Source organism: Microscilla marina ATCC 23134 (assembly GCF_000169175.1).
Classification (GTDB): Bacteria; Bacteroidota; Bacteroidia; order Cytophagales; family Microscillaceae; genus Microscilla; species Microscilla marina.
The window spans coordinates 1-16752 of the sequence record NZ_AAWS01000064.1 but is presented as its reverse complement, the minus strand read 5'-3'; the positions used below and the strand labels follow the sequence as shown (position 1 = coordinate 16752).

Sequence of the window (16752 nt, the reverse complement as noted above, 5' to 3'; positions counted from 1 at the left end):
CATGGATAAAAGACATACTTACGACTTTGGCTTGATTGGAAACTGTGCTTATTTGGCTCACATTGCCAAGAACACAAATATTGTTTGGTTATGCTTTCCAAGATTTGATAGCAGTTTTGTATTTGGGAGCCTCTTGGACAGTAAGAAGGGGGGCGAGTTTTCGGTATTACCTCCGCAAGACAACTTCGAATCTACGCAATATTATATCGAGAACACCAATGTTCTTTGTACTGAAATAGCTACCGAGGAAGGCAAGTATAGAGTGACCGACTTTGCGCCCCGTTTTTACCATTTCGACCGCTACTATCGCCCTTTGATGTTGGTCAGAAAGATAGAACCGCTTTCGGGTTCGCCCAGAGTAAAGGTAAAATGTAAGCCTGTGGGCAATTATGGCAACTTTACCCCAGAAAACCACCGAGGGAGCAATCATATAGAGTATTTGGGTTTAGAAAAAAAAATGCGCCTGACTACTGACGTATCCTTGACGTTTATAGAGGATGAATCTTATTTTTTGCTGAACGAAACCAAGTATTTGTTCCTGACCTACGGTAGCCCCATGGAAGCCAGTATTAAAGATACAGCAGAAACTTTTTTAAATAATACCATTCAGTATTGGCGGAAATGGGTGAAAAGTACCAGTATCAGCGATTTTTACCAAAATAAGGTGATTCGTTCGGCTTTGGTGCTCAAAATGCACCAATATGAAGACACCGGTGCTATCATTGCCTCGGCTACCTCGAGCCTGCCTGAGTCTCCCCAAAGTACCCGCAACTGGGACTATCGTTATTGCTGGATGCGTGATACTTATTATACCTTGAATGCTTTTAATAATATTGGGCACTTCGAGGAGCTCGAACTCTATTTTAAATATATTACCAATATTGCTCTGAGGGACGATAAGCGTTTACAGCCTTTGTACAAAATCAATGGAGATGCTTTTATTGAGGAAAAAATATTGGATTTGGCAGGTTATCAAAACAATAACCCTCCGGTGCGGGTGGGCAACCAGGCGTATGAACACATCCAAAACGACGTATATGGACAAATACTGGTGTCGTTGCTGCCCATTTATGCCGACAACCGCTTTGTTTTTGAAGAAAGACACGAATCTAAAATATTGATTTTTAGGCTTTTGCAAAAAATAGAGGAAACTATAGACGAACCAGACGCGGGCTTGTGGGAGTTTAGAAACAAAGCCCAATACCATACTTATACTTATTTGTTTCATTGGGCGGGTAGTGCTGCGGCTTTGCGCATAGGCAAGTTTTTGAAAGATGAAAAGATGGTGAACTTGGCAACCCAGTTGCAGAAAAAATCGGCTGAATACATAGAGAAGGCGTATGACGACACCAGAGGGGTATATACCCAGGCGATTGGCACGCCTAACCTTGATGCCAGCACGCTGCACTTGATTACAATGGGCTACCTCAAATCTGACAGCAAACGCGCCAAAAGTCACTTGCTTGCCTTAGAACAAGATTTGAAAACCCCTGAAGGTTTGTTTTACCGCTACAAGCACCAAGACGATTTTGGCGAGCCTGAAACCACTTTTCTTATTTGTGCTTTTTGGTATGTAGAGGCGTTGGCTTGTGTGGGTAGGTTAGACGAGGCCATTAGCACTTTTGAGAAATTATCGAGGTATAGCAATCATTTGGGCTTGTTGAGTGAAGATGTGAGCGCCAAGGATGGCAGTCAATGGGGCAACTTCCCGCAAACTTATAGTCACGTGGGTTTGATGAATGCCGCCGCTCGTATTTCTAAAAAGCTGGATAAACCTAATTTTTTGTCTTTTGAGAAGCGGTAGGTGTGGTTTTGTAATAATTTGCATTCCCAAGCAAGTTCAGAGACTTGCATTTATAAAAGGTTTGAAGGCTCTAAAGAAGACTTTTAACTACTGACCCCGATTCCAGCACCTGAAGGCACTTTTCAGTATTCCGAAAAACGAGAAGGTGTTCTGCGATTATTCTTTTGGTTGCTTGTGAAGACACAAGCAACGGCGTAACAGGGCTTAAAATAGCAGTGTCAAAACCCATTCAAATGCCTTTTGTAGGGGCAATCCTTTATGGTTGCCCTGGCGTAGTAAATTTCATCGCTTGGCGCCCCATAGTATTTTGTCAAGTAAGTTTGGAGGCTTCCATTCATCCAAGCCTTCTACGGAAGGCTTTTAACAGCCAACCCCCGACTCCATTAGGGCACTTTTCAGTATTCCGAAAAACGAGCGTAGAAGGTTGTTCTGAGATTATCTTTTGGTTGCTTGTGAAGACACAAGCAACGGCGTAAGATTATTAATGACGTACTGTCTTGGGCTTAAAAAAACGGGGGAAACGATATTATCAAGTTTTGTTTGCACAAATATGGTTGTAAACCATTCATTATCAATAGGTTTTAATTGGTGTAATTGAGCAATCCATAAAAAAAGCCATCCCTTAAAATCAGGATGGCTTCATTTTTTGTTAGGCTAAGCATTAGCTTAATCAACAATTAATCTTTTGGTCAATTTACTGTTGCTTATCTTTATAAAATACATTCCTTTAGGTAATCCCAGAGTATCTGCATCTAATGCTAACGTTGTTTGGTTGGCTTCAACCGCAAAACTCTTCACCACTGCTCCCAAACGGTTATAAATGGTTATTTGAGAAGCCTTCTCTTGTGCTTTCATTCTCACTGTAAAAGCACCTCTAGTCGGGCTAGGGAATACATTCAACTCTTCATTTGACACCAAACCATTTTTTACTTGAGTAGTCTTTCGCTCAGTTACCGCAATACTGGTAATCAAAGTTTTAGAAAACGATTTTCCAGACGCATTCATATTGATGTGGTAAATACCACTCACCAAGTTTTCGGTAATGCTGGCTTCGTAGTGATCTCCTTTTTTCTCAAAAATGACTGGGATTTCTACTTTTTCGACGTTGTTTAATTGCAAGTCCATCACTCTTTGGAAGGTGGCGGTAATTTTAACTTTTTCACCTATCAGGCTCCCATTAGCCTGCAAGATAGATGCAGATAAAGTAATAGGAGTATCATTGGTATGCACCAACTTTTCATGAGTCAAACCAGTATTTAAAACCATCTCAACGCCATTTTCTGGCAAAATAATTATTGGAGTTCCTTCTTTAGAGGCGATGGTATATTTACCAGGAGCTAGTTTACCCAGTGTGTAGAAATCTGCTTTGTTATCTTTGGCTGTTTTGTTCATCGGAATCGCCCTTAACACTTCTGATGAAGCACCTGTGGCACCTACTCTTTGTACTTTCAATTGCTCGCTTGAAGACAAGTCATTAGCCAATATAGTAATGTTACCTGCATTCTCCTCTACTACAAACTCCTGCTGCCCACCTACTGATTGAGTGATTTGCATTTTGCTATGGACAACCGCATTTGGGTTGTAGCTTTTCGTGGTGCGGGCAAGCTGTTGTCTCTGGTTCGATCCTTCCAAAATGCTTTTGAAATGAGGCCAAAATAGGTTTCCACGCGTTACCTCAAAATGGTCAAGGTCAGTTTTGTCAGAGCCGTCATAAGAATAAGTTATTCCTAAAAACTTCTTTGGCTTTAAGCCTGTAAAAAGTGAGGTACTATTAGGTCGTTTGGCGTTTTGGTAGGCAATTACTCCATCGTTCCCCCCTTTAGATTTGCTCCCTTCAGCCAAGTAAAGTATTGCTTGTGGAATAGACAATCTGGCAAGTGGCCCATTTCCCCATCCACCCAGAGTGGTCACCTTTACGGTATTGTTAGAGTTATTGTCGGTAATAGACCTGAAATAGTTCATATACCCTCTTTGCAAACATTTGGTAGCATCATTGTCTTGCATAAAAATGATATTTAGAAGAGCCAATAACCTCGCATTTGCCAGTTCTGCCAAGCTAGTACCAAAGTGCGCACCACCCACAGTAAATACTTGTGACACCTTAGATTTTGCTCCAAAATGGACAATGGCGGCATCGGTATCTACTGCCCCTTTGCTCCAGGCAACAATCACTACTTTTGACACTCCATAATAAGACTTAATCTGGTCAAGCATTTTAGACAGCATGTTGCCATTGGTCCACATATGTTTGTTGGGGGTCATAGATACAAATGCCGAACGGTAACCATCTCTATAAACATCAGCATAAGCATTATCAAATCCAGTATACCATACACTTGCACTACTTGCGTAGCCGTGTACAAATACGATTACTGGCTTGTTAGATGAATTGGAAGGTGTACGCCCATAATAAATGGTATTAACATCGTTGCCGTCATACAAATCGGTACCTACAGGAAATAGTTCTATTCCTTCTTTAGTAGAAGGATAACCCAGCAAGTATTGACTTGCAGCACCATAATTTTCTATAGAGGAAAAGTTAAACCCAGGGTTTTGATATGAAAATTGTGCAAGTGCTTTGTGATTAATTGTAAAAAGACACAATAAGGTAATGAGGTAAGTAAATTTTTGTAACATAATTTAGGTTGGTGTAAATTGAATAAATTTAATTATTATTATGAATATAGCCATACAATATTTAAAACACGTTATATTCTATTAATATAATGACAACTAAAAAAAATACTATAAACTAAATTATATTAAATATTAATTTTCTTTGAAAAAAATTACACACGTGCGTTTTTGTAGCTTTACAAAGAATGATATAGTTTGTTCGACCAATAGTTTTTTTTAACTTCTTTTTATCATGGTAAGATTTTTTTATTCAAAATAACGCAAGTCTAATAACCTCTTAAAATTGCTTAAACCTATTTTTATTTACAACTTCACTATAATCAACAGAAACAACTTCCTCCAAAAAACCATCCATTTACCTAGTAAGTTTTTTATTGATGCCTTGATATATACCCTACAAACAGGCAAGAAGGAAGCAGTTATTGAAAGTTTATAAAAACTCAAAATAAATAATCATTTGTCATTCATTGACTAATAGTTAAAATAAAAACTACAGGTAATAAAGGCAATAATAAACTGCACTTATCATATAAATAATTGTCAGGAATATATCTAAAAGGCCATTCATCCGAGCATTTGTTGTTTGGGGGTGCTCCCCTTAAGGTGTAACATCACATCAGGAGGCTTATATGCACAAAAATAACTACAGAATTAACCTGACTTCATCCAAAAAAGGGTAGATATTGCTACTTGATATTATTGATCAACATAATTACTTAATGATATGGAAGATAGAATTATAATTATCGCTACGTCCAAGTTGCTTGACAACCAACTGTCACAACTACAAGAAGTGGTGCAAGAACTACAAGCACATTGCACCAACACCGAAGAAGGCATGTTACAATATGACTGGTATGTATCTGACGACTCGACTACCATCAAAGTATTGGAAACTTATGTAAATTCTGAGGCAGTGATGTTTCATTTTGACAACTACAAATCTTTTGCCTCCAGATTGGGAGAATTCAGGGAGTTTGTAAGTTTAGAGATGTTTGGCAAGGCAAGCGAGGCATTGAGGCAACGGGTGAAAAAAATCAATGTAGCACATTTTACAATGATTTCGTCTTTGAATAAGCTGAAGTAGTATTTAAGCAACGGTAAGAACAACCATAAAATGTTCATTATCCTTGGGATTAAGTTATGGCTAAAAAGAACACCTTATATTTTACCATATAAAACCTAGAATAAACAAATGAGCTTTAAAAAAAACATCGTTCAATTTCTTTTCATCCCCCTTGTTTGTCTTGCCTGTAATTCGGCACGAAACGCAAGCCAAAATGACACAAAATCCGGCAATCTAATACCTTCTGAACTGTTCCATATTCCTTATGTCAGTGCAGGAACGTTGAATAGACCAACCATGATTTTAGTACTGCATGGGGATGCACCATTTAACAAGCCTTCTTATCAGTATGCGATTGCCAGGAAAATTGCAAAAGAGAATCAAAATGTAGTGGCAGTAGGGGTGCTCAGGCCTGGCTACACCGACAGTAAGGGCAATCGCTCTAAAGGAGAACGAGGAGAAGCCACTGGAGATAATTATACAAAAGAGGTGCTTACTTCAATACATCGCCTTGCGGAAAATTTGAAGAAAAAGTACAATCCTTCTAAAGTAGTTTTAGTGGGTCACTCTGGAGGAGCAGCTATTTCGGCAAATTTACTTGCGGAGTATTCAAGCGACTACACTAATGCCTTGCTTATCTCCTGCCCCTGTGATCTTCATCGTTGGCGAAAGCACATGAAGGCATTGCAAGACAACGCCCCAATATGGGATGCAAAGGTAAACAGCCTTTCTCCAATTGAAGAAGTAAAACGTATCAATAATGCCACACAAATAACAGTACTGCATGGAACGGGTGACAAAGTAGTCCCTCTCAATATTGCGAATAAGTATGTAAAGGCATTGGAAACTAACAAGCAGAAAGTCAAATTTGTCGCCCTCAAAGGTCAAGGGCACGCAATAGCTTTTAACAAAAAAGTATTTGAGCTTGTAAAAGAACTTATTCAATAAGGTAGGCAGGCAATATTCGGAGAAAAACAAGCGATATATAAAAATTTGCTGCGCAAGAACAGTCGTAAGCTGTTCGATATCGTTAGGCTTAAATTACTGCTGCGCTTAAACCAAATTGAAACAAAAAAATCCCCGTTTCAAAACCAGAAACGGGGATTTAATCTATTATTGAAACCCCGCTAAAAGCGAGGGTACTTGGTCAAAAACTTATACAGCTGCGGCTTCTAATGCCATATCTTTAAAGAATGTTTCGCCTTTAGCTGCCATGTCGCGTAGTTTGTCCGATACCTTGAAACGGTCGCCGTACTGAGCCGCCAACTCGTCACAGTCTTTTACAAACTGCTCGATGCCTACTGCATCTACGTAAGAGAAGGCGCCTCCAGTGTAAGGAGCAAATCCCCACGCTAAGATAGATCCTACATCGCCATCGGTTGGGTTACGCAATACACCTTCTTCCAAACAACGGATACACTCTAAGGCCTGACGGTGCAAGAAGCGTGTTTTCAAATCTTCGATGTTGGGTTGGTTTTCTGCCAATGGGTAATGCTCTTGCAAACCTGGCCACAGGTATTTCTTGCCGTTTTCTGGGTACTCATAGAATCCCTTCTTGGCTTTCTTACCTACACGGTCAAGCTCTTCGTTAAACTTAATCACTACTTTACCACCTGGCATTGCTTCCATAGGCTCACCCGTATCTTTTGAGGTTTGCTTCATAATCTTGTAAGCCAAGTCAAGTGCTACCGCATCGGCTACGTCAAGCGCACCTACTGGCATACCTGCTGACTTACCTGCGTTCTCGATCAAGATTGGGTTTACACCCTCTTGTAGCATTTCCATCCCTTCGGCAGTGTAAGTACTGAAACAACGAGAGGTATAGAATCCACGAGAATCGTTTACTACGATCGGGGTTTTCTTGATGCGTTGGATGTAGTCTAGAGTAGCTGCCAGAGCTTTGTCAGACGTTTTCTCACCCATAATCACCTCTACCAACATCATTTTGTCTACCGGCGAAAAGAAGTGAATACCAATAAATTGATCAGGGCGTTTAGAAGCTTCTGCCAAACCAGTAATAGGTAAAGTAGAGGTGTTAGAACCAAAGATCACATCTTCGCGAATCACCGCTTCAGTTTCCTGAGTGATTTTGTATTTCAGGTCACGGTTTTCAAATACCGCCTCAATGATATAATCAGCTGCGGCCAAATCTTCTACTTTATCAGTAGTTTTGATCAGCTCAAGCACCTGGTCAGCTTTCTCTTGAGTTATACGTTTCTTAGACAAACGCTTTTTCAAAAGATTGCGAGAGTAATCTTTTCCTTTTTCCGCATTTTCTACTGAAATATCTTTCAAGATTACGTTCATTCCAGCCATTGCCGACACATAGGCAATACCTGCACCCATCATACCTGCACCCAAAATGGCTACAGTGTTGATCTCAGTCTTAGGAATGTCTTTTGGACGAGCTTCGCCTTTGTTGGCATCCTGGATACCAAAAAACAAAGTGCGCACCATACCACGCGCCTCAGGTGTGCGCAATACTTGAGTAAAGTAACGAGACTCAATGTCAAGCGCTTGATCCATCGGTACCTGCAAACCTTCGTATACACAGTTCATAATCGCCAACTGTGCTGGGTAATTCCCCTTGGTTTTATCCATCAAAAGCGCTGTACCAGGCATCAATACCTGTACACCTTTAGGGCTTTGAATGTTACCTTTAGGTACACGGTAGTTTTTCTTTCCTACGATTTGTCCCTTGCGGTTCTTTTCGTCCCAAGGTTGCATAATGAATTTGTTCTCTGCGATGAACTTCTTCGCAGCTGCCATCATCTGGTCTTTATCAGCTACCAATTCGTTTACCAAACCAGCCTTAAGAGCCGCTTCTGGCTTGAGGCGCTTGCCTTCGAGCAACAAAGGAGCCGCTGCTTCGATGCCTATCATACGAGGCACACGTTGGGTTCCACCTGCACCAGGAATCAAACCAATTTGTGCTTCTGGCAAACCAATTTGCGCCTTAGGGTTGTTTACTGCCACGCGGTAGTGACAAGCCAAACATACTTCATAAAAACCACCCAAAGCAGTACCGTTGATTCCGGCTACTACTGGCTTACCGCTGGTTTCGTAACGACGAAATACCTGGTTAAGCTCACGGGCGTTTTCAAAAGCAGTTTTTACATCTAAATCTTTTTGGGCAAGCATTTTCTTGATCATTTTCAAGTCGGCACCTGCGCCAAAAGCATCTTTTTCAGAAGTTATAATAATACCTTTTACGTCTGCATCGTTTACTGCTTTCTCAGTAGCATCGGCAAAAGCTTTGATAGAGTCTTCGTTTAATACATTCATTGGGTAGCCTTCCATGTTCCAGCTGATAATGGCTACTCCGTCTTTTACGTTATATAAAATCATTGTTTATTTCTAGTTTTTTAGTTGGGAGTCCGTAGCTTCTGCAGCCTCAAGCTTTTAGCTATTAGCCTTTAGCTTGAGGCTGGTTTGCAAGCCTGTTACCGATTTTATAGCTCATTGATTGTTAACATTATAAAATCGCCAGATAGAAATTTCTGCTGCTTCAAGCTATTTTACAAGCTTCCACGTTTTTTATATAACTTTATAAGCTATACAAATTAAAGGTCTATAAACAGGTAATATACCCGAAAAACAACTTCAGGCTTGCGACTTGTTACTTATACCTTGAGGCTGTAGATGCTACTGACTATGGACTATTGACTGTGGACTGACTGTCTTCTAAATTATACTCTCTCGATAACAGTAGCGATACCCATACCACCACCAATACAAAGTGTAGCTAAACCTAAAGTTTTGTCTTGGCGCTCAAGCTCGTCGAGCAAAGTGCTCAAGATCACAGCACCAGTAGCACCTAATGGGTGACCCATAGCAATCGCACCACCATTTACGTTCATAATAGACTGGTCGATACCGATGCGATCCATAAACAACATAGGCACTACTGCAAATGCTTCGTTTACTTCATACAAATCGATGTCGCTTGCTTTCAAACCAGTTTTCTTAAATAATTTTTCGGCTGCAGGAGCAGGTCCTGTCAACATAATGGTAGGCTCGGTTCCAATGATAGTAAAAGAGTGCATTTTGGCACGGGGCTTCATACCAGCTTTTTCACCTGCTTCTTTGTTACCAATCAACAAAGCCGCTGCACCATCGGTAATCTGAGAAGCGTTACCTGCATGGTGTACGTGATTGATTTTTGCCAACTCTGGGTATTTTTGCAAAGCAAGGGCATCTAATCCACCCATTTGTCCCATCATTTCAAAAGAAGGCTTTAATTTGCCTAAACTTTCGGCAGTAGTTCCAGGCCGAATGCCTTCGTCTCTGCTCAATAAAGGAATACCTAAGTTATCGGTTACCGGGATAATAGACTTGTCAAAACGACCTTCTTTCCAGGCAAGTTCGGCACGTTCGTGCGAGATAGCCGAAAATTGGTCTAACTGCTCACGATTGTAACCATATTTGGTAGCAATCAAATCGGCAGAGATTCCTTGAGGAACCATTTTGTGTTTACCGATCATTTCGGGGCTGGTAAACATAGCGCCTCCGTCTGAGCCCATAGGCACACGAGACATAGACTCTACTCCACCTGCTACAATCATGTCCGACTGTCCAGACATTACATAGGCAGCAGCAGTATTGATAGCCTCAAGACCAGAAGAACAAAAACGGTTCATTTGAACACCCGCAGTAGTTTCGGCGTAGCCAGCTTCAATTACAGCGGCACGGGCAATGTCTGAACCTTGCTCGCCTACTGGAGATACGCAACCCATGATGGCATCTTCTACCAAAGAAGTGTCTAAACTGTTGCGGTCGCGAAGGGCTTTTAATACTGTAGTAAGGAGGTGAATAGGTTGGGTGGTGTGTAGAGCTCCGTCGGCTTTTCCACGTCCACGAGGGGTACGAGCAGCGTCGTAAATATAAGCTTCGTTCATAACTAAAACTCGAATTTATTGGGTTTTGGGTAATTTTTCTGACATAAGGACTGACCAAACTCCTTTAATTTTCTTATATTTAAAAGGCTTGGTCAAACCTGCAATAGTATGCACGCATACTATATATTTAAATAAAAAGGAGCAAAGCTCCAATCAATTAACATTTTCCAATAGCAAAAAGTTTCAAAAGGAATTGTGTGTATTGTTTTCAATGCCCTCGTTTTACTTTTCTATGCAATAATACAATAATTGTTTGAAAAAAGTAAGCATTACCCATTGAATCTTTGCCAGTGGGTATTTTTTTCGGTGAAAATAAAATTGCCCTTTCAGCCCCCTATACAATGCTGTTCCAGACAAAGCACCTTGGTTTGCCTCGCCTCAAAACCTTGGCACTAAGCAACTGTCTGATCAGTCCATAATCTTATTTCTAAATCAAGGCAGACACAGTGGAATATTACCTGGCTTCATCAGGCAAGCGTAAATATTCTAAAAAAAGAAGATTGATTATTCATCAAAATAAATGTCACAATGGGGCAACCACGATTTTATCCTTTGAAGTTCAGCTGGTGCTATATTATTTCCCGTCAAACCCAAACTTTTTAACTGCCTCAACCTTCCAATGCTTTTGGGTAGAGTGGTAAGGCGATTATGGCTTACCTCTAATACTTGCAGCTGGGCTAACTGTCCTATACTTTCGGGCAGTGTGTCGAGCTGGTTGTGGCTTACATGCAAATAATAAAGCCAGTTCATATGCCCAATGCTTTCGGGCAATTCAGTCAATTGGTTATGGTCGATATGGAGGTGGTAGAGCCAGTTCAATTGTCCTATGCTTTTGGGCAATTGAATGAGTTGATTATACTCTAAACGTAAATTATATAACCCCGTGATTTGCCCTATACTTTTGGGCAACTCGGCCAGTCGATTATGGCTCGCCTTCAACTCGTTAAGTTGGGTCAGTTGCCCAATGCTTTCGGGTAGGGTGGTGAGTTGGTTATGCGCTAAATACAACTTTTGTAATTGCCCGCACTGCCCTATATTTTTGGGCAATGTTTTGAGTTGGTTATGGTTTATATACAGTTTTTGAAGTTGGGTAAACTGTACAATATTTTCGGCGAGTTGAGTAAATTTGTTATGGTTGAGGCTTAGCTCAAGTAGGCATTCAAACGATTGGATGCCTGAAGGTAGATCAGAGAAGCTATTTTGATCTAAATTCAATAGTGTCAATTGTAATAGTTGGGCAAAGCTTTTGGGCAAGTCGCTTAACTGATTATCCTGCAAATACAGCTTCTTCAGCTGTTTGAGTTGTCCTATGCTCTCAGGTAAACTCGTCAGAAAATTATTGCAAGCGTCTATAGATTGTAGTTGAGCAAGCTCTCCTATTTGCTTAGGAAGGTGGGCTAGTTGATACTTGGGCAATTTTAAATCTTCAGTATTGAGCCTGGTGATCGCTTCTACACTTACTTCTTCCTTTGTACCAGGGCGCAACAAGGCATTCATTACCTGATACACCTCCAGGTAATGATCCAAATCAATCGCAGGCATCCCTTTGGCTACTTCCAATGCCAGGGCAACATTGACTTGATCGGTCGAGCGCAAAAGCTGTAAAAACCTTTTTTTATTATACATGAACCTGTGGCGTATAGGCAATTAATCAAGTTAAATAAGTACCTAGTTTTACACATTATACCTTTACCCCTACTATAGTAATATCATCACGCTGATCGGCATCTTCCTGATAACCGACCAATGCCTCTATTAAACTCTTGTGTTGCTGTTTGACAATAATACCCACCTGATCTGCCAATAGTTTTTTCAAGCGACTTGTTCCAAAACTTTTACGTTGAGGGTTGGGGTTATCTGCATAACCATCGGTCGTGAGGTAAAGAACATCTCCACTTTGTAATTCAAGAGTTTGCTCGGTAAAGCTTTCCCGGGCTTTTTTGCTCCACCCTCCAATCGACATTCGGTCGCCTTTGAGCTCACCAAATTTACCCCCTTTTATATAGTATAAAGGGCGTTTGGCACCAGTAAAAGTTACCTTCACGTTTTTTTCTGGCATTTGCTCTAGTTTACACAAACAAACATCCATCCCGTGGTTTAAACGGGAGTCCTGATTTTGTTTAAGCTCTTGTTGTACTTTTTCGTGCAAACGGGTTAGAATTTTGGCAGGTGAAAGAACCCTGGCTTCGTTTACTATTTCATTGAGCAAAGAGTTGCCAATCATACTCATAAAGGCACCCGGTACCCCATGCCCGGTACAATCTACCACCGCTAAAAAAACAGTTTCGTTTCTGCTGGGAGTAAGTCGTTTGGTAGTAAGCTGTATTTCTTTACCTGGCAAAGACAAATTGTCTAATTGCAAGGCGGTATTCACCTTGCTCACCCAATAAAAATCGCCCGAAACAATGTCTTTAGGTTGGTATAGCACAAAATAGTCGGCTACAAATAGCTCCTCCAGTCGTTCGTCGCGGGGCAATATGGCTTGTTGAATGACTTTGGCTGCCCGAATACTTTCGTGGGTTTGTTTACTTTGGCGCTTAAGCTTCAGATTGGTTTCAGCAATAAATTCATTTTGAGCAACGATCTCTTCTTTTTGTTGATGCAACTCTTCATTTTGGGTCATCACTTCATCGCTCTTTGCCTGTAGTTGTTGGGTACGCTCTTGCACTTTTTGTTCCAGCTTATCATTTACATCTTTTTGCATTTCCAGCATTTCGTCCTGTGCATCCTCTTTTTCTTGTTTAATAAGTCGGTAACGGTCGGCCAAAGCCAATGAAAGCAATACCACGGCAAAGATGCCCCCCATCTCACCTAACCTTCGAGTAAATACATTGGTGGGCAATACTCCAGATAGCTGCAAATTAAACAACACTACCCCCACTATAAAAACTACCCAAGCCAAAATAAAAAAACGTGCGGCAATCAAGCCTTTGCGATAACATTTTACCGATAAAAGTATTACTAGTGGCATATTCACAACTCCTAAAATAGCCAGAAACTTGATCGAAAGTGGAATGCTCACCAAGGAAATAATTGCTAAAATAACTGCTCCTCCAATTAAGCCATGCAAAACGTTGCGCCAACGTGGTAAGTATTTTTTGATTTCGAGAAATGAAATGGCATATAATAAGAAAAACAGATGAAATAAAGCACCCACAAAATTCAGAGAATAATTGCCAACTATAGGCATATTACCCCATAAATACTGAAAGGCATGTCCGTTGATGGCAGAAGAAAACAATGTGCCCAATGCTATAAAAACAGCATACAACAAATAACTACCTACTCTCAAAGAAAAGTAAATAAACAGGTTATACAATGCCATGACCAGCAGTACTCCATAGTAGAGCCCAAAAGCGAGCTGTTCTGTGTTTTGATACTCAAGAAAAGCCACTGGTTGATACACCGTAAGTGGTAACTGAAGTGTGCTGGTAGTATGTATGCGGATATAAAATGTATGTGTAGTGGTATCGATAAGCTGAATAGGTAGGACAAAGTGCCTTGACTTGACCGGACGCTGGGCAAAAGGCAGCTTGTCGCCTAACCTAATGCTTGTCCATTGACCATTTTTCTGATAATGTATATCTACAGTGTCAAGTAAAGGGTGTGCCAGCTCAAGCAACCAATCAGTTTGTTTAAGGTCCTGTTTTTTGAGTTTAAAGCGAAACCAATAGGTAGCAGGCGACAACCCAAAGTTATTTCCCTTGTGGGTCACAGGCTTAAAACGCCTTTTGCTCACCTGATCCCGGCTTAAAATGTCCTCTTTATCCTCAAAAAAATGTAGGGTTTGATTGGTCAAAAATACCTGACGCAACTCCTGGGTAAGGCGCTGGGTTGTTTGTGCCTTGGCTTGATAAGGCAAGTAACTTATACCCCATAACACCAAACAAACTTTCATAACATAGTCAAACATCTAAATCAATTTAATTAAGATAATGTACTGGTACACATTTAGCTCAAATACTCAATAAATATTCCAACGCAAGGCAAAACTACTCCAATATATTGCAGAATATTTTATCAACAAAATAAGTTTTTGTATAAAATAGCTGCAACTTGTAGTGTTTATCTTTTCAGGTAGAACACAAGACAATCTATGGATACTTGCATAGTTTTTGGAATAGAGGCTGATTATACGCTTTATCAAACCCTTGATCCTATGAAAACACTCTCTACTACTTTATTGCTAGTTTTGTTTCTAAGCATTGGCAACCTGTTTACCTCTAAATATGCCTACGCTCAAAGGCATGGCAGACAGTATTTGCACACTATATTGGGAGGTGGGTATCATCAAGTAAATGTAAAAGCCGACGGGCTTAACTATGTCATAGATCAATTTAACCAAACCCGACGTCTGACAGGAGATCAGGCAATGGCCAAAGTAGAACGCTTGACAGGGTTTTCGAGCTTTTTGGGCACTTATGGCTACCTGGGACGCACACCATTTTTGTTAGAGTTTCGCTATGGTAATGCTGGACAAACCTTAACAGCAACCGAACGTCCACCAGGGCAACCCCCTATTGACCATGAGCTGCGATTTAACATGCATAACATTCAATTAGGCTTGGGACTAATGGCTACCAGCAGCGAATACTTTGGTATAGGTATAGGCATTGCACCTGACATAGGCATCAACACCATCAATGACAAAACAGGCGCAGGCAGTGCCGAAATTGTCAACAACTTTAATTCTGGGGTATCGTTTTTTTTGCCAGTATACGCCCTGTTAGGCCCTATAATGTTAGGAGTTCGCCCTTATTATACCCTACAGTTGGGCAGTAGCGACTACACAGAACTCAACGCCTCGCTCAACCCCAGTACTTATCAGACCAACCCTGCCGATGCACAAAACAGTACGATGAATCACTTTGGAATCGAGTTTAGGGTAGGCCTACTGTTGAGCAAAAGAGAACGCAGGTAGGTGGCTTGGGGGCAAAGCAGAAGCTCAACCAAGTTAAATACGGTAGACTATTGTATATGAGCATTGTATATGTTATGTTCAATGGATAAACAGCATTATTGGACACGACAAACTATGAATGGTATGCCTTACCCTCTGGTAAATATTCACTCAGATTTTCCCATTGTTTTACTGGCAATTTCGCCTGTACTTGCTGGGTTTACCATTGCTGTAGTAGTCCTTATAACGGGGGCAGCTATTGGGTATTTTGTGCGACAAAACCAGCTTAAAACCACTCGTCAACAAGCCGTAAAAACCTTACAACACTTGCAACAAAAGCTTGCGGGTTTGAATGAAGCCCTCGTCTACCTAAACAAATACCCTGAAATAATCAACATAGAAGATAACATACACGCCTCTGATGTTTCGCAGCTTATTTCGGAGTACCTCCACTTTACCGAAGCCAATATTTTGGGTGACTCCAGCATCAATAAAGCACCTATGAGCCAAAAAGAAGCACAAGAGTTTATCAATCGGGTAAAAAACAACCTGGCTATAGTTGCTCCTATGGCCAGCAACAATGTATTGCTGGTAGAAGGGATTAAAACACTGGATGTACTACAGGAGAAAAAAAATGCGTACGCAAAACAATTACCCCAGGTAGAACAACAGATAAGTGCGCTTATAAGCACCAATACTGATTGGTGGAATGAACAAACCAGTTTTACCGGGTTTGACAACTTCATGCACTTATATACTGAGATTGATCAAGGTGTTGCCAAAGGGTGGGAATTTCTTAAAAAAAGCGGTTCGACCAAAAGTGAAGGCCAAGGCATTCGAGCCATTAATCAGGAACTGAATAAAGTATGTATTAGTTTTGAACAAATGGTGTACGAAGCTGCACAGTTGGAAAAAACAATTGGAGCATACCAAACTCGATTGGCTCAAGCTCCCCAGCAGATACAGCACCTAAACGAAGACATTGCCCAGTGGCAAGAGAGGTATGCTTATATCAACAAAAGTCGTGAACTAAAGCAAACAAAAGACCACGAACAACAAGTAAAAAAATTGGCCACAGCCGAAAAAAAAGACTGGAAAAACTTGATGCACCATGTAGACCTAGCCTTGCAAACACTACAACAAGTCAAAGATTATTTCATAGGTTTTGATCAAGCCCATATTAACTACGAACACAAGCTCGAACACACCATTCATTCGCTTGGCACGGCTATACACCAATGGCAACAAAAGCCTGTTTATACCCACTTGCCAAGCTTTGACAAGTACAGCCAATACATACAGAGTACACAGGGTGGGCTGGATTCTCTGCTGGCAAAAAAACCAGTGGTAGATTGGTTGATGGTAGAGGAAACAGCTCAGGGAACTTATTAGCCACCAAAAAGGTTTGATAATAGAGTTTGAAAATTATAAAGCTGCCCACGAAAAA

Annotated in this window: 10 protein-coding genes; 5 read left to right on the top strand and 5 right to left on the bottom strand. The window is 40.8% G+C overall.

The window, feature by feature from the left end; all coding sequences use genetic code 11:
• Position 1: 1 nt before the first annotated feature.
• Positions 2-1804 (top strand): glycoside hydrolase family 15 protein, encoded by a 1803-nt coding sequence (locus tag M23134_RS33220; protein ID WP_002704354.1) that lies wholly within the window; start codon positions 2-4, stop codon positions 1802-1804.
• Between the two features lie 666 nt (positions 1805-2470).
• Here M23134_RS33220 and M23134_RS39325 read toward each other — a convergent pair.
• Positions 2471-4441, bottom strand: a complete 1971-nt coding sequence (locus tag M23134_RS39325; RefSeq protein WP_002704353.1) for a T9SS type A sorting domain-containing protein — start codon at positions 4439-4441, stop codon at positions 2471-2473.
• A 724-nt stretch (positions 4442-5165) separates the two neighbouring features.
• Between M23134_RS39325 and M23134_RS33205 the strand changes: the two genes are divergently transcribed.
• Positions 5166-5528 carry a putative quinol monooxygenase gene (locus M23134_RS33205; protein ID WP_045114838.1) on the top strand — a complete coding sequence of 121 codons (363 nt, stop codon included), beginning with the start codon at positions 5166-5168 and terminating at the stop codon, positions 5526-5528.
• 108 nt (positions 5529-5636) lie between these two features.
• Positions 5637-6455, top strand: coding sequence for an alpha/beta hydrolase family protein (locus tag M23134_RS33200; protein WP_075164103.1), 819 nt, complete (start codon positions 5637-5639; stop codon positions 6453-6455).
• A 207-nt stretch (positions 6456-6662) separates the two neighbouring features.
• Here M23134_RS33200 and M23134_RS33195 read toward each other — a convergent pair whose 3' ends face one another.
• From M23134_RS33195 to M23134_RS33180, 4 genes are all read right to left on the bottom strand, one after another.
• Positions 6663-8855: a 3-hydroxyacyl-CoA dehydrogenase NAD-binding domain-containing protein gene (locus tag M23134_RS33195; protein WP_002704349.1), complete on the bottom strand. Its 2193-nt coding sequence runs from the start codon at positions 8853-8855 to the stop codon at positions 6663-6665.
• A gap of 341 nt (positions 8856-9196) precedes the next feature.
• A complete protein-coding gene (locus tag M23134_RS33190) occupies positions 9197-10405 on the bottom strand; it encodes an acetyl-CoA C-acetyltransferase (RefSeq protein WP_002704347.1) in 1209 nt (402 codons plus the stop codon).
• A gap of 504 nt (positions 10406-10909) precedes the next feature.
• Entirely contained in the window at positions 10910-12031 is a 1122-nt protein-coding gene (locus M23134_RS33185) for a leucine-rich repeat domain-containing protein (protein WP_002704340.1), read from the bottom strand.
• Positions 12032-12086: 55 nt separating this feature from the next.
• Positions 12087-14318: a 7TM diverse intracellular signaling domain-containing protein gene (locus M23134_RS33180; RefSeq protein ID WP_002704338.1), complete on the bottom strand. Its 2232-nt coding sequence runs from the start codon at positions 14316-14318 to the stop codon at positions 12087-12089.
• Positions 14319-14501: 183 nt separating this feature from the next.
• On the opposite strand from M23134_RS33180, the gene M23134_RS33175 reads away from it, so the two are divergent.
• The gene (locus M23134_RS33175) at positions 14502-15326 is read left to right on the top strand and encodes a hypothetical protein (protein WP_002704335.1); all 825 of its coding nucleotides are present in this window, start codon (positions 14502-14504) and stop codon (positions 15324-15326) included.
• Between the two features lie 81 nt (positions 15327-15407).
• Entirely contained in the window at positions 15408-16697 is a 1290-nt protein-coding gene (locus M23134_RS33170; RefSeq protein WP_157558773.1) for a hypothetical protein, read from the top strand.
• Positions 16698-16752: the final 55 nt, after the last annotated feature.